Genomic DNA, 22,738 nt, shown 5'->3' on the forward strand with positions numbered 1-22,738 from the left:
CGACCGTCACCTCAGCTTCGGGTCGAGGGCGTCGCGGACCGCGTCGCCGAGCATGATGAACGCCAGGACCGTGACGGCCAGGGCGCCCGAGGGCCACAGCAGGGCGTGCGGGGCGTTGCGGATGTAGGGGGAGGCGGCCGAGATGTCGATGCCCCAGGAGACGGTCGGCGGCTTCAGACCGACGCCGAGGTAGGACAGGGTCGCCTCCAGCGCGATGTACGTGCCGAGCGCGATGGTCGCCACGACGATGACCGGGGCGACCGCGTTCGGGGTGATGTGACGCAGCAGCAGACGGGAGTTCGAGGCGCCCAGGGAGCGGGCGGCCTGGACGTAGTCGTTCTGCTTGGCGGTGATCACCGAGCCGCGGGCGATGCGGGAGATCTGCGGCCAGCCGAGCAGCACCATGAACCCGATGACCGGCCAGACGGTGTTGCTGGTCACCACAGAGAGGAGGACGAGTCCGCCGAGGACGACCGGGATGGCGAAGAAGACGTCGGTGATCCGGGAGAGCAGCGAGTCCCACGCCCCGCCGAAGAAGCCGGCGAGACCGCCGAGCACGCTGCCGAACAGGGCGACGCCGAGCGTGGCCAGGACGCCGACCGTGACGGACGTCCGCGCCCCGTAGACGACGCGGGTGTAGACGTCGCAGCCCTGGCCGTCGAAGCCGAAGGGGTGGCCCGGCTGGGAGCCCTCCTGGGCCTTGGAGAGCTGGCACTTGAGGGGACTCATCCAGGTGATGGACGAGGGCCACAGGGAGATAAAGACCAGGAACAGGATGACCAGGGCGGCGATGATGAAGACCGGGTTGCGGCGCAGGTCGCGCCAGGCGTCGGACCACAGCGACCGGGCCCGTTCGCCCGAGGCCCCTCCCGCGTCCCGCCCCGACGGTCCCGTGCCCGGCGGTCCGCCGGGCTTCCCCTCCAGGGTCTCGCCCTCCGCCGTGGCCAGGTCCATCGCCCCGCCCATGCCGGTGTCGGCGATGGCGCCGTCCTCCGGGGTGCGGCCCGCGCCCGGCAGGTGATGCTCCGGCGGCGTCGGCTCAGGCATAGCGGATCCTCGGGTCGAGTACGGCGTACAGCAGGTCGACGAGCAGGTTGGCCACCAGGAAGACCAGGACGAGGACGGTCACGAAGCCGACGACGGTCTGGGTGTTCTGGCGGAGGATGCCCTGGTAGAGCTGGAAGCCGACGCCGTGGATGTTGAAGATGCGCTCGGTGACGATCGCGCCGCCCATCAGGGCCCCGATGTCGGTGCCGATGAAGGTCACCACGGGGATGAGCGAGTTGCGCAGCAGATGCCGGGTGACGACCCGGCGCCGGGGCAGTCCCTTGGCGACGGCCGTGCGGACGTAGTCGGACCGTTTGTTCTCCGCGATGGAGGTGCGGGTCAGCCGGGTGACGTACGCCAGGGACACCGAGGCCAGCACCAGGCCCGGCACGATCAGCTCGCCGAAGGTCGCCTCCGTGGAGACCGAGGGCTTGATCCAGCCCCACTGGACGCCGAGCAGCAGTTGCAGCAGCAGACCGGTGACGAAGGTGGGGACGGAGATGACCACGAGGGTGAGCAGCAGCACCCCGGTGTCGACGGGCCGGCCCCGGCGCAGGCCCGTCACGACGCCCAGGGCGATGCCGATGACGATCTCGAAGAGGATCGCGACGATCGTCAGCCGGATGGTGACCGGGAACGCCGACGCCATCAGCTCAGTGACCGGCTGACCGTTGAACGCCGTACCGAAGTCTCCGGTGAAGACGTTCCCCATGTAGGTCAGGTACTGCTGCCAGACCGGCTTGTCGAGGCCGAACTCCTTCTTCAGCTGGGCGGCGGTGGCCGGGTCGCACTGCCGGTCGCCGCACAGACCCGCGATGGGGTCGCCCATCACGTTCACCATCAGGAAGATCAGCAGCGTGGCCCCGATGAACACCGGGATCATCTGGAGCAGACGCCGGATCACATACCGGCCCATGCCGGGTCAGCCGACCTTGATCTCGTTGTAGACCGGGACGGAGAAGGGGTTGAGCTTGACGCCTGAGAGCCGCTCGGAGTAGCCGGCGCTGCCGTTCTGGTACCAGAGCGGGATGGCGGCCATGTTGTCGCGGACGACCCCCTCGGCCTGCTGGAAGAGCTGCACGGCCTTGGCGGTGTCGGTCTCGGTGTTGGCCTGGTTGACGAGCGAGTCGAACTGCTTGTTCGACCACTTGCCGTCGTTGGACGAGGCGTTCGTGTAGTAGAGCGGCTGGAGGAAGTTCTGGATGAGGGGGTAGTCCATCTGCCACCCCGCCCGGAACGGGCCGCTCATCTTCCGGTCGCCGATCTGGGTGCGGAAGTCCGCGAAGGTGCCGACCGGGTTGCCGACACAGGCCTTGTCGTTGCCGAGGGCGTTGTTGATCGAGTTGCAGACCGCGTCGACCCACTGCTTGTGGGATCCGGTGTCCGCGTTGTACGTGATCTTGACCTGGCCGCCGGGGAGGCCGCCGCCCTCCTTGATGAGCTGCTTCGCCGCCGCGGGGTCGTAGTCGCAGGCGTCCCCGCACAGGCCTTTCTTGAAGCCGCCCTCCTCGCCGAGCACCGGGGAGGTCCAGTCGCTGGCGGGGGTGCGGGTGTTCTGGAAGATGGTCTCGGTGATCTGCTTGCGGTCGATCGCGCGGGACAGACCGGTGCGGACCTTGGCCGAGCCGGCGGTGTTCCACTTCGGGTCGTAGAACGGGAAGGCGAGCGTCTGGATGATGCCGGCCGGGGTGTTGAGGTAGCGGTCGCCGAGGTCGGCCTTGACGTTCTTGAGCTGGGCCGCGGGCACGTCGTCGACCAGGTCGAGGTTGCCGGCCAGCAGGTCGGTGTAGGCGGTGTTGTTGTCGGTGTAGACCTTCAGGGTCACCCCGCCGTTCTGCGCCTTGTCGTCGCCCGGGTACCCGTCCCACTTCTTCAGGGCCATCTGGGAGCCCTTGGTGTACGAGTCGATCGTGTACGGACCGTTCCCGACCGGCTTCTTCAGCCAGCCCGCGTGGTCGCTGAAGAAGGCCTGGGGCAGCGGCGCGAACGCGGGGTAGCCCAGGGTGTCGGGGAAGGTGGAGAACTTCTGCGTGAGCTTGACGGTGAAGGTCTTGTCGTTGACGACCTTCAGGCCGGAGAGGGTGTCGGCGCTCTGCGTGCCCCCGTCGGGGTGGACCTGGGCATAGCCGTCGATGTACTGGAAGAAGTAGGCGTTCTTCTGGTTGTTCTTCAGGCTCGCGCCGTAGTTCCAGGCGTCGACGAAGGACTTCGCCGTCACCTTCTCGCCGTTGCTGAACGTCCAGCCGTCCTTGACGGTGACGGTGAAGTTCTGGGAGTCCGTGGTGTCGATCTTCTCGGCCAGCATGTCCTCGGCCGCGCCGGTCTCCGGGTTGTACTTCTTCAGGCTGCGGAAGATCATGTCGAGGACCTTGCCGCCCTGCACCTCGTTGGTGTTGGCGGGCTCCAGCGGGTTCTGCGGGTCTCCCCAGGACGAGCTGAGCACCGCGCCGCCGTCGCCACTCCCGCTGCCGCTCCCCCCGCCCCCGCAGGCCGTCGCCGTGAGCGCTGCCGCCGCCGCCAATGCGGCCCACCTGGCGTGCGTGGCTCCACGCATGGATGCCTCCTCGTTGACCGCGCGCCTGTCCTGAGCGGCGAAGTGCCGTCGACGCCGGGATTTTGATCCTTTGCCAGTCAATATCGGCACATTGCACAGGCGGTGCACCCTCACCACACCCGTACGGGTTGTGTCGGGGCCGAGGAGACGGTCGCGGAGTGACCGGGTTGGGCCGTTCGGGCGTCCCGTCCTCCGGCCTGGGAAGCACGCCGACGTCTGGGGCCTGGAGGGGAGGCAGCGTGACGAGAGCGGCCCGCCGGGATACCCGGCGGGCCGCTCTCGTGTGTGCGGGCAGACGCCGCCCGGCGGGTCACCCCGCGTGGACGACGTCCTTCTCCTCGGCGAAGTGACAGGCCGACTCGTGGGCCGCCGGCGTGTCCACCCCCTTGAAGCGCTCGGGGACGGCCAGGAGAGGAGTCTCCTCGGCGCACTTGTCCTGGGCCTTCCAGCAGCGGGTGCGGAAGCTGCAGCCGGACGGCGGGTTCGCCGGCGACGGCACGTCACCGGTGAGGATGATCCGCTCGCGGCCCTCACGGGCGTCCGGGTCGGGCACCGGGACCGCCGACAGCAGCGCCTGTGTGTACGGGTGCGTCGGGTGCTCGTAGATCTGCTCGTCGGAGCCGATCTCGGCGATCCGGCCGAGGTACATCACGCCGACCCGGTCCGAGATGTGCCGGACGATCGACAGGTCGTGCGCGATGAAGACGTAGGACAGGTTGAACTCGTCCTGCAGTCGCTCCATCAGGTTGATGACCTGGGCCTGGACGGACACGTCCAGAGCGGAGACCGGCTCGTCGCAGATGATGACCTCGGGGTTGAGCGCCAGGCCGCGGGCGATGCCGATGCGCTGACGCTGACCGCCCGAGAACTGGTGCGGGTAGCGGTTGATGTACTCCGGGTTCAGACCGACGACGTCCAGCAGCTCGCGCACCCGCTGCCGCCGGTCGCCCTTGGGGGCCACCTCGGGGTGGATGTCGAAGGGCTCGCCGATGATGTCGCCCACCGTCATCCGCGGGTTGAGCGAGGTGTACGGGTCCTGGAAGATCATCTGGATGTTCCGGCGGACCGCCTTCAGCGCCCGCCCGGACAGCTTTGTGATGTCCTGGCCCTTGTAGAAGACCTCGCCGGCCGTCGCCTTCTCCAGGTTCATCAGAACCTTGGCGACCGTCGACTTGCCGCAGCCGGACTCGCCCACGATGCCCAGGGTCTCGCCCTGGTACAGGTCGAAGGAGACACCGTCCACGGCCTTCACCGCGCCGACGTGCCGCTTGACGATGATGCCCTGGGTCAGCGGGAAGTGCTTGACGAGGTTGCGCACCTGGAGGATCGGCTCGCCCCGCTCGACGGGCGCGTCGAGAGCGGCGACCTTCTCCTCCACCGAGTGCACGTCGGCGACCTCCAGCGGGGAGACGTTGGGCGTGGCGTCCCCGGGCTCGGTGGCCTTGGTCGTCTCAGCCATGGATCGTCTCCTTCCAGAAGTGGCACGCGCTGGCGCGGCCGGGCAGTGCCGTCCCGTCGCGCTCGGTCACCTGGACCAGCGGCGGGACGTCCGTGCGGCACACGTCCTGCGCGCGGTCGCAACGGGGGTTGAAGGCACAGCCCTTCGGCACCTTCAGCAGGTTGGGCGGCAGGCCCTTGATCGCGTAGAGCTCCTGGCCCTTCTGGTCCAGACGCGGGATCGAGTCGAGCAGACCGCGCGTGTAGGGGTGGGCGGGGCGCTTGTACAGCTCGTGCACCGGCGCGGTCTCCACGATCCGGCCCGCGTACATCACCGCGATCTTGTCGGCGACGTCCGCGACCACACCCAGGTCGTGGGTGATGAGGATCAGACCCATCCGGTACTCGCGCTGCAACTCCGCGAGCAGGTCCATCACCTGGGCCTGGACGGTCACGTCGAGGGCCGTGGTCGGCTCGTCGGCGATGATCAGGTCCGGCTCCAGGGCGAGCGCCATCGCGATCATGATGCGCTGGCGCATACCGCCCGAGAACTGGTGCGGGTAGTCGTTCACCCGCGCCGCGGCCGCCGGGATCTTCACCCGGTCCATCAGCTCCACGGCCTTGGCCTTGGCGTCCTTGCGGGACATCCCCTGGTGGACGCGGAACATCTCACCGAGCTGGAAGCCCACGCTGAGCACGGGGTTGAGCGAGGACAGCGCGTCCTGGAAGATCATCGCGATGCGCGCACCGCGGATCTTGCGCCGCTCCTCCTCGGACATGGCGAGCATGTCCCGGCCGTGGAAGCGGATCTCGCCCTGGGGGATGCGGGCCGGCGGCATGTCGAGAATGCCCATGATGGCCTGGGCCGTCACGGACTTGCCGGAGCCGGACTCGCCGAGCACGGCGAGCGTCTCGCCGGAGTTCACGGAGTAGTTGACCCCGTTGACGGCCCGGACCACGCCCTCGCGGGTGTGGAACTCGACGTGCAGGTCCCGCACGTCGAGAAGCGGGCCGGTGCTCTCGCCGTCACGCGGAGCCGGGACGGCGTCTGTCTGATCGATGATGGTCACGTACGCCTCCCTCAGCGCATCTTGGGGTCGAAGGCGTCGCGCACCACGTCGCCGAGCATGATGAACGCCAGCACGGTGATGCTCAGGGCGCCGGCCGGGAACAGCAGTGCGTGCGGCGAGGTCAGGAACCGGTCCTGGGCGTCGCTGATCATCAGACCCCAGGAGATGTTGGGGTACTGGATGCCGATGCCCAGGTAGGACAGGGCGGCCTCGGCCGCGATGTAGACGCCCAGGTTCATCGTGGTGATGACGATGACGGGGGCGAGCGTGTTCGGCAGGATGTGCCGGAACGCGATCCGCCCCGAGCCCGCGCCGAGCGCACGGGCCGCCGCCACGTAGTCGTTGTACTTGTTGGAGATGACCTCGCCGCGCATGATGCGGAAGACCTGGGGCCAGCCGAGGACCGCCATGATCAGCGACACCGACCAGACGTCGCCGCCGCCCCAGATCGACATGATCAGCAGACCGCCGACGAGCAGCGGCAGGGCCGAGAAGACCTCGGTGACACGGGACAGCAGGGCGTCGATCCAGCCGCCGATCAGGCCGGCCAGCATGCCCACCAGACCGCCGATCAGCGTCGTGGCGATGGTGGTCACCACGCCCACGATGATCGAGTTGCGGGCGCCGTACACGGTCCGCGTGTAGATGTCGCAGCCCTGCACGTCGTAGCCGAACAGGTGGCCCGAGGTGGGCGGGGTCATCGAGTTCTGGAGCTGGCAGAAGCCGTCCGAGAACGGGGAGCGCGCCGTGAACAGGCCGGGAGCGACCGCCAGGGCGAGCAGGAGCAGGATGACGAGCCCCGACACGATGAACATCGGACGCTTGCGCAGGTCGGCCCAGCCGTCCTTGAGCAGGCTGGCCTGACGTGCCGCCGCCTTCTCGTCGGCCTCGATCTCCTTGGCGAGGGCGGCCTCGTCGGTCGTCGGCCTCTCTATCGTCTTCTCACTCATAACGGATCCTCGGGTCGAGCACGGCGTACAGCAGGTCGACGAGCAGGTTCGCGACCAGGTAGATCAGCACCAGGAGGGTGACCAGCCCGACGACGACGGGCCGCTCGCGCAGATAGAGGGACTGCGCCAACTGCTGGCCGATGCCCGGCATGTTGAACACGCGCTCGGTGATGATGGCGCCGCCCATGAGGGCCCCGAGGTCGAAGCCCAGGAAGGTGACGACGGGGATCAGGGAGTTGCGCAGGGCGTGCAGACCGATCACCCGGCGCTGCGGCAGACCCTTGGCGACCGCCGTGCGCACGTAGTCGGCGCGGACCGACTCCGTCATGCTCGCCCGGGTGAGCCGGGCGATGTACGCCATCGAGGTCGTGGCCAGCACGATGGCCGGAAGGATGTAGCTCTGCGGCCAGCCCTGCTGGATGCCGGCCACCGGTGTGATCTTGAGGTTCACGCCGAACTCGAGCTGGAGCACGCTGCCCAGGACGAAGACGGGGATCGAGATCAGCACCAGCGTGGAGACCAGCACCACGTTGTCGAGGAACTTGCCGCGCTTCAGCGCGGCGAAGATGCCCGCGACGATGCCGATGACGGCTTCGAGGGCGAAGGCGGTCAGCCCCAGCTTCAACGTGATGGGGAACCGCTGGGACACGAGGTCGGAGACGGCACGCCCGTTGTACGTCTCGCCGAGATCGCCGGTGAAGACGCCGCTGATGTAGTGCCAGTACTGCAGGTACAGCGGCTGGTTGAGGTGGTAGTGATCGCGCAGGATCGCCGCGATGTTCGGGTCGGCGCGCTTGTCGCCGGCCAGTGCCTGGATCGGGTCGCCGGGCAGAGCGAAGACCAGGCAGAAGATGATGAACGTGACGCCAATCGCCACAGGGATTACCTGCAGGAGGCGGCGCACGACGTATCGGCCCATCGGTACTCCAGAGGGGGGTGCTCGACCCGCCCGCTGCCGGGAAGGCGGCACTGTCGGACGGGAGACGGCAGAAGGGGTGAGCAGGGGAAGGCTGGTGAAGCGCCCCCCTGCTCACCCTGTTCCGCAGTGTTTCGGAACTGCTCAGACTCGGGTCAGCTGAGCTTGACCGTGTCCCACAGGATCTGGTGACCGGCGACCTTCATCGACTTGATCTTGTCGCTGAAGCCCGCGTTCATCGTGTAGAAGTACACCGGGATGTAGGGGAGGTCCTTGAGCAGGACGTCGTCCGCCTCCTGGTACTTCTTGACGGCCTCTTCGTGCGACGGAGCCTGGTCGCCCTGGACGAGGAGCTTCTCGAAGTCCTCGTTGACGTAACCCGAGTAGTTCGAGCCGTTGGCGATGGCGTCCTTGGAGAAGACCGGACGGAGGTAGTCCTCCATGTCCGGGTAGTCCATGCTCCACGCCATGCGGAAGGCGCCGCTGTACTTCTTGGCGTCCAGGTCGTTGAGGATCGTCTGGAACTGCTCGAACGGCTTGGCCGTCACCTTGACGCCCAGGTTCTGCTGGATCTGGTTGGCGACAGCCTCGACCCAGTCCTTGTGGCCGCCGTCGGCGTTGTAGCCGATCTCCAGCGTGTTGCCGGGCAGCCCGCCGCTCTTCTTGTACAGCTCCTTGGCCTTGGCCGGGTTCAGCGTGCAGGCGTCACCGCACGCGCCCTTGCGGTAGCCGTCGATGATGGGGCTGATGTAGTCGTCCGCGGGGGTGCGGGCGCCGAGGAAGATCTTGTCGGAGATCGTCTTCCGGTCGATCGACATGGAGACGGCCTTGCGCAGATCCGCGTTCTGGAAGGCCTTGTTGTACTTGACCGGGAAGCCGATGTAGCCGACGGCCGAGTCGGCCTCGTCGATCGTACGGTTCGGCAGGTCCTTCTTGTACGTCGGCAGACCCGAGGTCGGGATCGTCAGCAGGCTGTCGAGGTTGCCGGCGACGAGGTCCTTGTAGGCGGTGTCCAGGTTCGAGTAGATCTTGAAGTTGACGCCCTTGACCTCGATCTTCGAGGCGTCCGGGTACTTGTCGTACTTCGTGGTGCTGATCGACTCGTTGTGCTTGAACTTGCCCTTCATCTCGAAGGGGCCGTTGCCGATCGGGGCCTCGCCGAAGCCCTTGGGGTCCTTGAAGAACGCCTTGGGAAGCGGCACGAACGCGGTGAAGGAGAGCTGCGACGGGAACGCGGAGAACGCGCCGGTCAGGGTGACCTGCAGCGTGTCGTCGCCGACGGCCTTCAGACCGGAGAGCTTGTCGCTCGTGGGCTTCTTGCCCTCGCCCGGGTTCAGGTCGCTGTAGCCCTGGATGTGGCTGAACAGCGGGTTGGTCTGCTGGGCGTTGGTCTGGTTCGCGCCGTAGTTCCAGGCGTCGATGAAGGACTGGGCGGTGACCTTCTCCCCGTTGTGGAAGGTGTAGCCCGGCTTCAGCTTGATCGTCCAGACCTTGTTGTCCTTGGACTCGATCGACTGCGCCATGGCGTTGACGACCTTGTTGCTGGCGTCAAGCTTGGTCAGACCCGTGAAGAGGGCGTTGATGACCTGGCCGCCCTCGGTCTCGTACGTGTTGGTGGGAACCAGGCTGTTCTGCGGTTCGCCGATCTCCACCGACACGGTGCCGTCGCCCTTGGCCGAGCTGCCCGAGTCCCCGCCACCGCCACAGGCCGTCGCACCCAGCGCCACAACGGCGGCTATCGCAACCCACTTGGCGCTCTTGGCACCACGCATGGGGCTCCTCCTCATGAGTCCATTGGTTCACCGCATGAAGGGACACCTGACACCACCGTCACCGGTGCCTGAAACAGTCGGGTGCCCCCCGGGCTCGCGAGTCGCCGCATCTGCAGCGCGTGACCCGTTCATTCCGAGCTCTACGCGCCTAACTATCTGCCATGGGCGAAGAGCGAACCACACCCCAAAGGTCTCGGTTCGATCACACCTGATGTGTACTTCTTCCAAAATCCGGACAAACAGCTAGCAGAAAGATCCCTGCGAAACGGACTTGTTACACATCTATCGGGGGTGACTGTCCGTATTGCGGACAGCGAGGAGAGGAAATTCACTTGCCTCCGGGTCGACCGTGTGCATCGGCCGTGTCGAGCTGCCCGTGACGGGGCGTCCGGAGACACACGGAGGCGCGCTCGAAGCCGCGCAGGCCGTCCGTTCACACCGCAGGTTAGTGGCAAAGCCGCTTGGAGCGGACTTCATGGCCATGATGAAGGGTTTTCCCTACGTGGTCCTCAACCCCTCGGTCTCCCGCCGAGGGTGCCCGCGCCCGGCCGGTCGGCGTCCTTCCGTGCAGCATCCATGCGCCACCCGAACACCCCGCGCGCACAGTGGTGTCTCAAGTGGTTCGAGGTACGGGGGTACGGCATGGAAATCCAGTTGCTGGGCTGCGTGGAAGCCCGCGCCCACTCCGGTGACAAACTCCCGCTTCCGCACGGCACCAAACTGCTGCTGGCGGCGCTGGCATGGACTCCGGGCGTCTTCGTGGCCGACGAGACGCTGATCGAGCGGGTGTGGCAGGAGCGTCGGCCCGTGCATCCGCGTGACGCGCTCTACATCCAGGCCACCCGGCTGCGAAAGGCGCTGGGGGCCGAAGGGCAGCGGACCGGGAGCTTCGAACTGGCCCGCAGGCGGGGCGGGTACGTCCTCGCCGTCGACGAGCGGTCCGTGGACACCGCGCGGTTCCGCGCCCTCGTCCGCCAGGCGCAGCACACCGCCCGCGCGGGCGAGACCGACACCGCCCTCGGTCTCTACGGGCGGGCTCTCGAACTGTGGCGCGGCGAGCCGCTCTCCGACGTGCGCACGCCCTGGGCGGAGTCGGCCCGGACGGCGCTGCGGCGCGAACACCGGGAGGCGCTGATCGGCAGCACCGAGCTGTACCTGCGCGCGGGACGCCACGAGGAGTGCCTGCCGCAGCTGCACTGGCTCGCCGAGATGCACCCCTTCGACGAGAAGGTCGCCGGCCTGCTGATGCTCGCCCTGCACCGCGGCGGACGTCAGGCGGACGCGCTGGACTGCTTCCAGGTGCTGCGCCTGCGGATGGTCGACCTCCTGGGCTGCGAGCCGGGTCCGGACCTGCGGTCGCTGCAGGAACGCATCCTCGCCCGCGACCCCCGGCTGGGGCTCGGCAGCGCGTATGCCACGTCCGTCTGAGCGGCCTCGCCGACGGCCGCGGTCAGCCCTCGAAGTGCTCGGTCAGATAGAGGGTGAGACGCGACTCCGCGTCCTGGGGCAGCTCGCGGTGCCGGTGCCCCGCCAGGGGGCGCGGCGGCGTCCGGTGCCCGGTCCGTACTCCGATCGTCCGGTACAGCGCTTCGGCGCGCGCCCGGGCGGTGTGCGCCGACTCGGCGTCGCCGTGCGCCTCGTGAGCGGTGGCCAGAGCCGTCAGGGCGTGAGCGTGCAGGAGGCGCTGCCCGGAGGCCTCGGCCAGGGCGACGGCCCGGCTCGCCTCGGCCCGGGCCCGGGTCAGGGCCTGGGCACGGGTGCCGGTGCCGGTGCCGGTGCCGTCCGTGTCCGCCTCTGTGCCGGTGCCGGTGCCGGTGCGGGTGCCGGTGTCCGGGTCGGCGCCTGCGCCTGTGTCCGTGGCGCCGGCTGCGACTGCCGTTGTGGTCGTGGTCGTGGTCGTGGTTGTGGTCGTGGCGATGTTCAGGAGCGTCAAGGCGGTGGTGAGGTGGATCCGGGGGAGGACGAGGGGGGTGCCGTCGGTGGCGAGACCCTCGGCGCGCTCCAGGCAGTCCAGGGCGTCGGCGGGGCGGCCCTGGGCGCGGGCCAGGTCGGCGCGGGCCAGCAGCACCTCGACGAGGCCCGCGCGGTGGCCGGTGCGCTCCGCCGTGTCGAAGGCGGCGTCGAGGTGTTCGGCCGTCTCCTCGGCGCGGCCCGCGCGCAGTTTCACGGAGGCGATCCCGACCAGGCTGTCGACCTGGCAGTTGCGGTTCTCCACCCGGCGGGACACGGCGAGGGCGTCCTCGTAGGCGAGGAGCGCGCGGTCGTCCCGGCCGGCGTCGGCGCGGACCCGGCCGAGCGCCTCCAGGGCCACCGCCTCGGTGTAGGTGGAGCCGGAGTCGCGGGAGACGAGGAAGCAGGTGCGCAGCGCCGCCGCCGCCTCGTCGAACCGGGCCTGCCGCTGCCGCACCTGGGCGAGGCTGACGAGTGCCATCGCCCGGTTGTGGTGGACCGTGTCGCCGACCAGGTCGAGGGCCGCGCACGCCGCCTCCTCGGCCGCGTCCAGCCGCCCCAGTGCCAGGTTCAGGGACGCCGTGTTGATCAGCATGATCTCTTCGTTCTTGACGTTCCCGAGGGTGCGGTAGAGCGCGAGCGCCCGGTCGTAGCAGGGCAGTGCGCGGCGCAGCTCGCCGAGGAGCTTGAGGGTCACGCCCTTGCCCTGGAGGCTGCCGGCCTCGCCGTACGCCCAGCCGGCCCGGCGCGCCAGCTGCTCCCCCTCCTCGTACTCGGCCAGCGCGCCCCGCAGGTCCCCGTTGCGCCAGCGGGCGCTGCCCAGGGACAGGCACATGGAGGCCTGGCCGACCTCGTCCCCGTGACGCGCGGCCACCTCCCGGGCGAGGGTGGCCAGCCGCATCCAGTCGGACAGCGGCCGGCGATGGTGGAAGAGGTCCTGGAGGGCGTCCACCAGCCACCACACGAACGGCGCGGGGCCGTGCTCGGCCGCGTGTCCGATCGCGGCCGCGATGTCGTCCCACTCGCCGTCGAACCAGGCGTAGGCCTCCTCGGTCGTGCCGAACTCCCGCGGCAGCGAGCCCTCCACGGGCCCCGGGCGGGTGCGCATGACGTACAGGCCCGCTGTGGCGGCGGCGTTGACGACGCTCTGCAGATAGTGGTCGAGGACCCGGGTGACGGCGGCCTCGCGCTCGTCGGGGGTGTCCTCGGCTGCCGTGCGGTCGCGGGCGTACTCGTGCACGAGGTCGTGCCATGCGGGGCGGCCGTGCTCGACGTCGCGCAGCAGGTGCACGCGCTGGGCCAGCCGCAGCAGGTCGGCCAGGCGGCGTTCGTCGAGCCCGGCGGCGGCGGCGGCCGCCGGGACCGACCGGCCGGTGCCCGGCAGCGTGCCCAGCCGGCGGAAGGCCAGCCGGGCGTCGTCGGGCAGCGTCCCGTAGGACAGGTCGAGCGCGGCCCGTACGGCGACGGACTCCTCCCCCTCGACGTGCAGCCGGGCCAGTCGCCCCCGGTCGGCGAGGTCACGGACGTATGCCCGGATACTGCCTGGCCGGTCGCCGATCCAGGAGCCCGCCACGCACAGGGCGAGAGGCAGGCGGTCGCAGAGTTCGACGAGCCGGGTCGCGGCCTCCGGATCGGCGGCGACGGCCTCCGCGCCGACCGCGCCGCTGATCAGCTCCAGCGCGGCGGCGTCGTCGAGGACGTCGCAGGACACCCGGTAGCCGCCGTCCAGGGTGACCAGGCCGCTGAGCTTGTCACGGCTCGTCACCAGCGTGAGCGAGCCGGCCGAGGCGGGCAGCAGCCGCCGTACGTAGGACGCGTCGGCCACGTCGTCGAGGACGACCAGCACCCGGCGGTCCGCCAGCATCGTCCGGTACAGCGCGGTCTGCGCCTCGGCGCCCAGCGGGATGTCGCGCGGGGCGCAGCCCAGGCCCTGAAGCAGGAGCGGCAGGGCCTCGTCGGGGGTCATCGGCTCGGCGTTGTCGAAGCCCCGCATGTCGAGGAAGAGCTGGCCGTCGGGGAAGCGGTCGGCGACCCGGTGCGCCCAGTTCAGCGCCAGGGCGCTCTTGCCGACGCCCGCCGGTCCGACGATGAGGGCGAGCGGTTCGGCGTCGCGCAGGCAGGAGTCGAGGCAGTCGAGTTCCCGGCCCCGGCCGACGAAACGGCGCGGTGTGGGCGGGAGTTGGCGGGGCACGGGCCGCTCGGGAGCGGCGGTCGGCGCCTGCGGATGTGTCTGCGGCTGCGGATGCGACCGTGAGGATGACGGCGACCGGGGCTGAAACCGCGACGGGCGGACGCCGGGTCCGCCGGCGAGGACCGCGCCGGCTCTGCCGCCGCCCAGCAGGCGTTGGTGCAGGTCCCTGAGGTCGACGGAGGGTTCCATGCCCAGTTCGTCCACCATGCGCCGGCGCAGCGCGGTGTACAGCTCCAGCGCCTCGGCGCTGCGGCCGTCCTGGTGCAGGGCGGCCATCAGCAGTCCGTGCGGGCGTTCGCGCAGCGGGTGGGCGGCGGTCAGCCGCAGGAGCTCGGCGATGGCCTGCCGGTGCCGGCCGGTCTCGATCTCCGCCTCGGCCACGCTCTCGCGGGCCACCAGGTGCAGTTCGCCCAGGCGTTGACGCTCGGCCTCACGCACCGCGACCTCCGGGAGGTCGGCCAGGGGCTCGTCCCGCCACAGCTCGAGGGCCTCCTCGCCGCAGCGCCGGGCCGTCCGCCAGTCGCCGTCGGCCGCGGCCCGCGAACCGTCCCTGACGAGGTTCTCGAAGGCCAGCAGGTCCAGTTCGGCCGGGCCGGCGTGGATGACGTAGCCGGGGCGGCGGGTGGTCAGCAGGTCCGGCCCCGAGGGCCCGAGAGCACGCCGCACCTCGGCGACGAGCGCCCGTACGCGGGCCGCGCCGGCCCCGGGCGGACGGTCGTCCCACAGGCACTGGATCAGCCGGTCGACGGAGACGACGTGGTTGGCGTGCAGCAGGAGGACCGCGCACAGCGCCCGTTGCCGTCCGGTGAGCGAGACGGCCCGTCCGTCGATCTCGACGTCCAGGGGTCCGAGCAGACGGAACCGGAGCCGTGGGGTGAGCATTGACAGAACGTAGTCCAGCGTCGACCGCCGAGCAACGCGAGGCTTCGCCGACGCGAATCTCCGGGCCGCCCGGGGTCGGGATCCGGCCAACTGCCGGCGTCCGGTGCGGGCGCCGTCGGCGTGGCCCGCCGCGAGGCGACGCGGGGCTGGCACGAGGCGACGCGGGGGCGGGCGCCGCGTGTCCCCCGTCGGTCGCCCGCCCCGCACCACCAGTCTCCGCGAACGGTCTTTCCCGGCTCCTTCAACGCCCTTTCTACGCCCTTTCCACGCCCTTTCGTCGGTCTTTCAGCGTCCTTTCGTCGGTCTTTCAGCGTCCTTTCGTCGGTCTTTCGTCGGTCTTTCGTCGGTCTTTCGTCGGTCTTTCATCGCGCTTTCGAGGGGTCGTCGAGCGGTCTTCGGTCACGGCGTGCACGGGCAGGGCGGCGGGTCGCCCGGTGTTCAGACGCCGGTCCTGCCGTCGATCAGCTCGCGCAGGACGTCGAGGTGGCCGTTGTGCCGGGCCGTCTCCTCGATCAGATGCAGGAGGATCCAGCGCAGGTCCACATGGCGGCCGCCGCTGGACGGCCGCCGCGCCCGGGCGCCCAGGTCCTGCCCGGCCACCAGCACGCGGTGCTCTTCGGCGTGTTCGGCGTACTCGTCGAGCAGGCGCGCGAGCGGGAGGCCGACGGCGATGCGCATCTCGCGGTCGGGGTCGTCGTCGGTCCAGGGACCCTCGTCCTCCTCGCCGAGGAACACGACCCGGAACCAGTAGTACTCGACCCAGCGCAGATGGCTGATCAGGCCGCTCGGGGTCATCAGCGGCGAGCCCGGCAGGGGCGCCTTGCGGGCGTCCGCGTCGGAGAGGTCCGCGCACTTGACGCGGACGGTGTCCCGGGCGTAGTCGAGGAACGTGGTGAGCTGGGTGCGTTCGTCCCAGGCGGTGGGCATGTCGTCTGTTCTCGTCATCCCGCCGAGCATGTCCGGGTCCCCGCTTCCCTGTCGAGGGAGTTCCGGCGGCGGCCGCGCGGATTTCCCCGTCGGGACTCCACCCCGGTTCGGCCGGCGGCGCGTCGCCTGCTGGCCGGGGGGGGTCCGCGATGTCGTGGATCTCGTCTTCCCGCGCGGCGGGCTGTGGCACACTGCCGCGGTGGTCGATCATTCGTTCGCGGATCTCGCACTCGCCGCGCTGTACGACAGCATCAATCCGTGGGGGCCGGACGACGACTTCTATCTGGACCTGGTGAGTTCGGCCGACGCGGTGCTCGACGTCGGCTGCGGCACCGGCCGCCTCCTCGCGCGAGCCGCCGCGGACGGCCACCCCGGCCGGCTCACGGGTCTCGATCCGGCGGCCGCGATGCTCGTTCAGGCACGGCGCCGGGCGCCCGGCGTGGAGTGGCTGCTCGGGGACCTGCGTACCCGCCTGTGGAACGGCGAGTTCGACCTCGTCACGATGACGGGCCACGCCTTCCAGGCGCTCCTGGGCGACGAGGAGCTGCGCGCCGCCCTGCGGGCCGTGCGGTGCGCCCTGGGCGAGGGCGGACGGTTCGTGTTCGAGACCCGCAACCCGGCGGCGCGGGCCTGGCAGGCCTGGACCCCGGACCGGGTGCGCGAGGTCGCCGACGCCCACGGCCGCCTCGTACGGGTCTGGCACGAGGTCGAGGACGAGCCCTCCGGCGACCGGGTCACCTTCACGGAGAGCTTCGACTCGGACGACTGGCCCGAGCGCCGTACCAGCCGCGCGACCCTGCGTTTCCTCACGCCCGCGGCCCTGAACCGTTTCCTCGCGGAGGCGGGGCTGCGGGTGGATGCGCAGTACGGGGACTGGGCCCGGGGTCCGTTGACGGCGACGAGCCCGGAGATCATCACCCTGGCCGTGCCGGCCTGAAGCGGCGGCGGGCCGCGAAAAGCCCGGGCCCCTGAGGGAACCCGGGCTTGCGAGCGCGTGCGCCCGCCCGCGAACTGCTCGCGGATCAGCTGTGCTTGGCGCGGCTCGCCGTACGGGCCCGGTCGCGCTGGTCGAGGACGACCTTGCGGATGCGAATCGCCTCCGGGGTCACCTCGACGCACTCGTCGTCGCGGCAGAACTCCAGGGACTGCTCCAGCGACAGCTTGCGCGGCGGCACGATCGCCTCGAACGAGTCGGCCGAGGACGACCGCATGTTCGTGAGCTTCTTCTCCTTGGTGATGTTCACGTCCATGTCGTCGGAGCGCGAGTTCTCGCCGACGATCATGCCCTCGTACACCTCGGTGCCGGGGTCGGTGAACAGGACGCCGCGCTCCTGGAGGTTGGTCATCGCGAACGCGGTGACGGCGCCGGCGCGGTCGGCGACGAGCGAGCCGTTGTTACGGGTCGTCAGCGTGCCGAACCACGGCTCGTGGCCCTCGTGGATGGAGTGGGCGATGCCCGTGCCGCGCGTGCCGGTGAGGAACTCGGTGCGGAAGCCGATGAGGCCGCGGGAGGGAACCACGAACTCCATGCGGACCCAGCCGGAGCCGTGGTTGGACATGTTGTCCATCCGGCCCTTGCGGACGCCCATGAGCTGCGTGACGGCGCCCATGTGCTCCTCGGGCACGTCGATCGTCATGCGCTCGACCGGCTCGTAGACCTTGCCGTCGACGAGCTTGGTGACGACCTGCGGCTTGCCGATGGTCAGCTCGAAGCCCTCACGGCGCATCTGCTCGACCAGGATGGCCAGCGCCAGCTCACCGCGGCCCTGCACCTCCCAGGCGTCGGGACGCTCGGTGTCCAGGACCCGCAGCGAGACGTTGCCGACCAGTTCGCGGTCGAGGCGGTCCTTGACCTGGCGGGCGGTGACCTTGCGGTCCTTGACCGCGGCCTTGTTGTCCGCGCCCTTGCCGGTGCCGCCCCGGCCGACCAGCGGCGAGGTGTTGGTGCCGATGGTCATCGAGATGGCCGGCTCGTCGACCGTGATGAGCGGCAGCGCGATCGGGTTCTCGGGGTCGGCGAGGGTCTCGCCGATCATGATCTCCGGGATGCCGGCGACGGCGCAGATGTCGCCCGGGCCGGCCTTCTCGGCGGGCTTGCGGGTGAGCGCCTCGGTCATCAGCAGCTCGGTGATGCGCACGTTGGACATCGAGCCGTCACGCTTGATCCACGTGACGGTCTGGCCCTTGCGCAGCTCGCCCTCCTCGACGCGCAGCAGCGCGATACGGCCGAGGAAGTTGTCGGCGTCCAGGTTGGTGACGTGCGCCTGGAGCGGGGCCTCCTCGTCGTACTCGGGGGCCGGGACGTGCGACAGGATCGTGGAGAAGAAGGGCTCCAGGCTGTCGCTGTCCTTCGGGACCGTGCCGTCCTCCGGCTTGGTCAGCGAGGCGACGCCGTCCCGCGCGCAGGCGTAGACGATCGGGAACTCGATCTGGTCCTCGTCGGCGTCGAGGTCGAGGAAGAGGTCGTAGGCCTCGTTGACGACCTCGTCGATGCGCGAGTCCGGGCGGTCCGTCTTGTTGATGCACAGGATGACGGGCAGGCGGGCCTGCAGCGCCTTGCGCAGCACGAAGCGGGTCTGCGGCAGCGGGCCCTCGGAGGCGTCCACCAGCAGCACGACGGCGTCGACCATCGACAGGCCGCGCTCCACCTCGCCGCCGAAGTCGGCGTGACCGGGGGTGTCGATGATGTTGATGGTCACGACGTCCCCCCCGTCCTTGGGGTGGTACTTCACCGCCGTGTTCTTGGCGAGGATCGTGATGCCCTTCTCACGCTCCAGGTCGTTCGAGTCCATCATGCGGTCGTCGAGCGACTCGGCGGCGTGCGCCGCGAAGGCGCCGGCCTGCTTGAGCATGGCGTCGACCAGAGTCGTCTTGCCGTGGTCGACGTGGGCGACGATGGCTACGTTGCGAATGTCGTGGCGCGTGGCCATAAAGCGGCGTTCTCCCGGAGTGTGAGGGCGACCCTGCTGCGTACGTCTGTGTTACGCGGGCCCTGCCGGGCTTGACACGCCACGGCCTCACCCCATCGTACGTGGCCCCGCGGGGGAAGGCCTCCGCAGGGCCGCACGGTTCATCCGGCGATCACCTCGCGGTCACCTCCGGGCCCGGTCCGCGCCCACCTCCGGGCCCGGTTCCACGCCGGTTCCGGGCCCGGTCAGGGCTCACTTCCGGGCGGGGCTCCCGGCGGCCTTCGCGCCCTTCTTCAGGAAGCCCATGTCCTCGTAGACGGGCGTCTGGAAACCGAAGGAGCCCGCGTTCACCACGTTCTTCCGCACGGCCGTGAGCTGCGGCCGCTGGTAGAGGGGAATCGATCCGGCGGCCGCCCAGATGCGCGAGTCCGCCTTGCGGATCAGCGAGCGGGCCTCGTCCCGGTCCAGGGTCGCGAGCGCCTGGGCGAACAGCTGATCGACCTGGTCGGTGCCGACCCTGGTGTAGTTCTGCTCCACGGCCAGGGAGCCGTCGGCGGCCGGCCGCGGCTTGGCGTAGATCGGCCGGGCGTCGGTGGCCGGGAAGGCGGACGCGGGCCAGGAGTACAGGGCCAGGTCGTACTCGCCGGACGCGATGTGGTCCTTGAAGTAGCTCGCGTCCGAGACCTTGGTGATCTCGGTGCGGATGCCGACCTTCGCGAGCATCTTCGTGATCCGCTCGGCGACCGTCTCCAGGGACTGCGACCCCGGGCCGGACGGCAGCACGAACCGCAGGTCGAGCGCCTTGCCGTCCTTGGCCAGCGCCTTGGCCGGGGCGCCGACGGGCGTGGCGCCGCCCTTCGGAGCGGCGCCGGCCTGCAGCTCCGCGTCGGTCCGGGGCGCGGCGGTGCCCATCGGGGCGTAGGCGCCGGGGGCGCCTCCCTGGTGCGGCCCCTTGTACTGCTTGCCGTCCTGGGCGAGCCGCTGCCCGCCGGTCTCGTTCTTCGCGGCGTGGTACCGCTCGTCACGGCCGGTCTCGATGGGCGCCTTGTCGTCCTCGCCGACGACGTACGTGCCGTCGTCGTCCGACTTCTCGCCCGAGGAACCCTCCGACTTCTCGCCCGAGGAACCCTTCGACTTCTTGCCCGAGGAACCGTCGGTCTTCTTGTCGGCGGATCCGTCCGTCTTCTCGCCCGCCGAGCCGGCCGCCTTCTCACCCTTGTCCTTGCCCTTGACGGGGCCCCCGGCCACCCAGCCGGCGTCCGCGAGGAGCGCCTGCGCCTCGGCCGTGTCCTGCCCGCCGAGCGCTCCGCTGGCGTCGGCGTAGGCGTCCTGCCCGGCCAGGGCCAGATGGCTGCCCACGGGCTCCGCGGGCAGCCCCAGCGGCTTCAGGACGACCTTGGCCAGCTCCTTGCGGTCCAGGGCGCGGGCCACGGCCCGCCGCACCCGCTCGTCCGCCAGCGGCCCCTGCGAGCCGTTCAGGGCCAGCTGGGTGTAGGCGGGCTCCAGCGATCTGCGCACCTCGAACGCGCGCAGCGCCTTCTGCCGGCTCTCCCACTTCGCGATCGCCTTGGTCAGCTTCGCGCGGGCCTTGGCCCCGTCCGCGCCCGCGGCCCCGTCCGAGGACTTCCCCTCGTCGCCGGACCCGTCGTCGGACCCGTCGTCGGACCCGTCGTCGGACTGCTCGTCGGACTCGTCGTCGGACGCGTCCTTGGCCGTGTCGATGCCGTGGGCGAGGGCCCATTTCCGCAGGGCCTCCACGCCGGCGGGTCCGGAGCCGGCGGGCGGTCCGGCCGTGCCCTTCGCGGCGCCGTCGAGGTTCTGCGCGTCGGACGGATCGATCTCGGCCAGGTCGATCTTCCCGGCGGCCAGCGCGGACGTCCGCTCGTCCCTCGGGACGGCCGTCAGCACGATCTCCGAGAGCTTGGCCGGCTTCCCCCACCAGCGGGGGTTGCGGACGAGGCTCACCTGCTTCTTCTTGCGGTCGACCTTCTTCACGGCGAACGGCCCGGCCGTCACCTTCAGCTTGCGCCGCGCGCCGTCGTTGAAGGCGTCGGGCGTGCCCATGACGTCCTTCGGGTACAGCGGGGAGAACAGCGACCTCCAGTCGGCGTAGGTCCGGCTGAAGGTGACCCTGACCTCCAGGTCGTTGGCTCCGCGCTCGATCTTCTCGATGCGGTCGTAGCCGGCGTTGCGTGCGGTCCAGTACGCGCTGTCCTTGCCCGACAGAGCCCGCCACTGGGCGGCGAAGTCGGCGGCGCCGATCTCCCGGCCGTCGCTCCAGACGGCCTGCTGGTTGAGCTTGTACAGCACGACCTGCTTGGGCTCGGTGGCGACGACCTTCGCGGACTCCAGGTAGTCGGCGTCACGCTGCGGCCGGCCGTTGGCGTCCATCCGGAACATGGACGGCAGCACGGCCTGGGCGACCTGCGCGGTCGTGGCGTCGGCGTCCGACTGGAAGGTGTTGAAAGTCTCCGGGACGGCGTCCACCGCCCAGCGCAGTGTGCCGCCCTCGGCGACGGATGCGCGGGCGGCCCGGGCGACGTCCTGGCGGGCCAGGGGCCGGCCGGCCTCGTCGGGTGAACCGCAGCCCGTCAGCAGGGGCACCGCGAGCACGCCTGCGGTGAGGAAGGCGACCGAGCGCGTCACCGCGCGCGGGCCGACGCCGTGGTGGGACATCTCTGGTACCTCCGGTGAGCCGCTGCCGGTGCGTTCTGATCACATTTGGCGGTATTTTGGTGTTCATCAGATCTACGGCCCACTGAAAGGGAAACGGTTCGCCTGCCGACGGCGACACGGCGGCGGGGCCGTCCAAGGCCACTCGTGCGGAGCAACGCACCCCTTCCGCATCCGCCAATCGCTGCACACGCCTTCACATCCACCGGTGTGACGCGCAACACTCGCAGGCGCATGAACGTTGCCGTCCCGGGCGAGACGCCCACGGAAGCGAGGTCATGGCATGTCCGTGCACGACGACCTGACAGCGGTCCAGCGCTGCCTCGACGACCTCACCCGGTCCGTCGACCGACTGGAACAGCAGCTCGGCAGCGGCGGCCTGGAGATGCGCCGCGTCCGCGCCGACGCCGGTCACCTCAAGGAGAGCGTCGCGCTGCTGCGCGAGGCGGCGGCCCAGCCCGCCGCGCCGCGCCGGCCCGAGCTCGTCACCATCCCCGACACCCCCTACGACGACTCCCTGTGGATCGACACCGACGACGAGGGACTCGGCGCCCGGCACCGGCACGCACCCTGACCCGAGCCCCGACCCGACCGGAGTCCTGAGTTGGCCACTGGCACGGAACCCCCACCCACCGACCCCCGTCCTCCGAGCGGCGTACGCGGCGCCGGCCGCGCCGCGATCGCCGCGCCCCATCTGCGGACCGACCGCTGGTGGCTGGCCCCCGCCGCCACCGCGGCCGGCCTGCTGGCGTTCATCGCCTACTCGACCTGGCGGGCCTTCGCGAATGCCGACTACTACGCGGCGCCGTACGTCTCGCCGTTCTACTCGCCCTGTCTGGCGCAGAACTGCCGGCCCATGCACGCGGGCCCGAACACCGACCTCTTCGGCGGCTGGTGGGGCATCTCCCCGGCGATCATCATCCTGATCTTCCCGCTCGGCTTCCGGCTGACCTGCTACTACTACCGCAAGGCCTACTACCGGGGCTTCTGGGCCTCGCCCCCGGCCTGCGCGGTCGCCGAGCCGCACCAGAAGTACACCGGCGAGACCCGCTTCCCGCTCATCCTGCAGAACATCCACCGGTACTTCTTCTACGCGGCGATCCTCGTCGCCGGGATCCTCACGTACGACACGGTGCTCTCCTTCCGCGACGAGCACTACGCGTGGGGCCACATGGGCCTGGGCACCCTCGTCTTCCTGCTCAACATCACCCTGATCTGGGCGTACACGATCTCCTGCCACTCCTGCCGGCACATCGTCGGCGGCAAGCTGAAGCACTTCTCCAAGCACCCCGTGCGCTACCGGGCCTGGCAGTTCGTCGGCCGACTCAACGCCCGCCACATGCTGCTGGCCTGGGCGTCGCTGATCAGCGTGGCGCTCGCGGACTTCTACGTGTATCTCGTCGCGTCCGGTGTCTTCGACGATCCGAGGTTTTTCTAGATGCTGCCGAACCTGATGAGCG

At 70.1% G+C, this 22,738-nt stretch carries 16 protein-coding genes; 4 read left to right on the top strand and 12 right to left on the bottom strand.

The window, feature by feature from the left end; genetic code table 11:
- Window positions 1-6 precede the first annotated feature (6 nt).
- The 8 genes from Sri02f_RS20760 to Sri02f_RS20795 form a co-directional block, all read right to left on the bottom strand.
- The gene (locus tag Sri02f_RS20760) at window positions 7-1,047 is read right to left on the bottom strand and encodes an ABC transporter permease (RefSeq protein ID WP_109002815.1); all 1,041 of its coding nucleotides are present in this window, start codon (window positions 1,045-1,047) and stop codon (window positions 7-9) included.
- Window positions 1,040-1,963 carry an ABC transporter permease gene (locus Sri02f_RS20765; RefSeq protein ID WP_109002816.1) on the bottom strand — a complete coding sequence of 308 codons (924 nt, stop codon included), beginning with the start codon at window positions 1,961-1,963 and terminating at the stop codon, window positions 1,040-1,042. Before Sri02f_RS20765 ends, Sri02f_RS20760 begins: the two co-directional genes overlap by 8 nt.
- Before the next feature lie 6 nt (window positions 1,964-1,969).
- Entirely contained in the window at window positions 1,970-3,601 is a 1,632-nt protein-coding gene (locus tag Sri02f_RS20770) for a peptide ABC transporter substrate-binding protein (RefSeq protein WP_109002817.1), read from the bottom strand.
- 310 nt (window positions 3,602-3,911) lie between these two features.
- Entirely contained in the window at window positions 3,912-5,060 is a 1,149-nt protein-coding gene (locus Sri02f_RS20775; protein WP_109002818.1) for an ABC transporter ATP-binding protein, read from the bottom strand.
- Window positions 5,053-6,108 carry an ABC transporter ATP-binding protein gene (locus tag Sri02f_RS20780; RefSeq protein WP_109002819.1) on the bottom strand — a complete coding sequence of 352 codons (1,056 nt, stop codon included), beginning with the start codon at window positions 6,106-6,108 and terminating at the stop codon, window positions 5,053-5,055. Before Sri02f_RS20780 ends, Sri02f_RS20775 begins: the two co-directional genes overlap by 8 nt.
- An 11-nt stretch (window positions 6,109-6,119) precedes the next feature.
- Window positions 6,120-7,058 (bottom strand): ABC transporter permease, encoded by a 939-nt coding sequence (locus Sri02f_RS20785; protein ID WP_109002820.1) that lies wholly within the window; start codon window positions 7,056-7,058, stop codon window positions 6,120-6,122.
- Window positions 7,051-7,977, bottom strand: a complete 927-nt coding sequence (locus Sri02f_RS20790) for an ABC transporter permease (RefSeq protein ID WP_109002821.1) — start codon at window positions 7,975-7,977, stop codon at window positions 7,051-7,053. Before Sri02f_RS20790 ends, Sri02f_RS20785 begins: the two co-directional genes overlap by 8 nt.
- A 152-nt stretch (window positions 7,978-8,129) precedes the next feature.
- Window positions 8,130-9,746 carry a peptide ABC transporter substrate-binding protein gene (locus Sri02f_RS20795; protein WP_109002822.1) on the bottom strand — a complete coding sequence of 539 codons (1,617 nt, stop codon included), beginning with the start codon at window positions 9,744-9,746 and terminating at the stop codon, window positions 8,130-8,132.
- Between the two features lie 576 nt (window positions 9,747-10,322).
- Here Sri02f_RS20795 and Sri02f_RS20800 point away from each other — a divergent pair.
- On the top strand, window positions 10,323-11,174 hold the full coding sequence (locus tag Sri02f_RS20800) for an AfsR/SARP family transcriptional regulator (RefSeq protein ID WP_245970707.1): 852 nt from the start codon (window positions 10,323-10,325) through the stop codon (window positions 11,172-11,174).
- A gap of 22 nt (window positions 11,175-11,196) precedes the next feature.
- Here Sri02f_RS20800 and Sri02f_RS20805 read toward each other — a convergent pair whose 3' ends face one another.
- Both Sri02f_RS20805 and Sri02f_RS20810 read right to left on the bottom strand, forming a co-directional pair.
- Window positions 11,197-14,769 carry an AfsR/SARP family transcriptional regulator gene (locus Sri02f_RS20805; protein ID WP_109002824.1) on the bottom strand — a complete coding sequence of 1,191 codons (3,573 nt, stop codon included), beginning with the start codon at window positions 14,767-14,769 and terminating at the stop codon, window positions 11,197-11,199.
- A gap of 438 nt (window positions 14,770-15,207) precedes the next feature.
- Complete coding sequence (locus tag Sri02f_RS20810) at window positions 15,208-15,714, bottom strand: DinB family protein (RefSeq protein ID WP_109003188.1); 507 nt, start codon at window positions 15,712-15,714, stop codon at window positions 15,208-15,210.
- 181 nt (window positions 15,715-15,895) lie between these two features.
- On the opposite strand from Sri02f_RS20810, the gene Sri02f_RS20815 reads away from it, so the two are divergent.
- Window positions 15,896-16,633, top strand: a complete 738-nt coding sequence (locus Sri02f_RS20815; RefSeq protein WP_109003189.1) for a class I SAM-dependent methyltransferase — start codon at window positions 15,896-15,898, stop codon at window positions 16,631-16,633.
- An 85-nt stretch (window positions 16,634-16,718) separates the two neighbouring features.
- On the opposite strand, the gene typA is transcribed toward Sri02f_RS20815, so the two are convergent.
- Together typA and Sri02f_RS20825 are read right to left on the bottom strand one after the other, a co-directional pair.
- A complete protein-coding gene (gene typA / locus Sri02f_RS20820; RefSeq protein WP_109002825.1) occupies window positions 16,719-18,626 on the bottom strand; it encodes a translational GTPase TypA in 1,908 nt (635 codons plus the stop codon).
- A 231-nt stretch (window positions 18,627-18,857) separates the two neighbouring features.
- On the bottom strand, window positions 18,858-21,281 hold the full coding sequence (locus Sri02f_RS20825; protein ID WP_109002826.1) for an ABC transporter family substrate-binding protein: 2,424 nt from the start codon (window positions 21,279-21,281) through the stop codon (window positions 18,858-18,860).
- A gap of 280 nt (window positions 21,282-21,561) precedes the next feature.
- Here Sri02f_RS20825 and Sri02f_RS20830 point away from each other — a divergent pair, with 280 nt between their 5' ends.
- Both Sri02f_RS20830 and sdhC read left to right on the top strand, forming a co-directional pair.
- Window positions 21,562-21,852, top strand: coding sequence for an Rv0250c family protein (locus Sri02f_RS20830; protein ID WP_069768174.1), 291 nt, complete (start codon window positions 21,562-21,564; stop codon window positions 21,850-21,852).
- 30 nt (window positions 21,853-21,882) lie between these two features.
- The gene (gene sdhC, locus Sri02f_RS20835) at window positions 21,883-22,716 is read left to right on the top strand and encodes a succinate dehydrogenase subunit SdhC (protein WP_109002827.1); all 834 of its coding nucleotides are present in this window, start codon (window positions 21,883-21,885) and stop codon (window positions 22,714-22,716) included.
- Window positions 22,717-22,738 lie beyond the last annotated feature (22 nt).

It is taken from the genome of Streptomyces rishiriensis (assembly GCF_003112535.1).
Lineage (GTDB): Bacteria > Actinomycetota > Actinomycetes > Streptomycetales > Streptomycetaceae > Streptomyces > Streptomyces rishiriensis.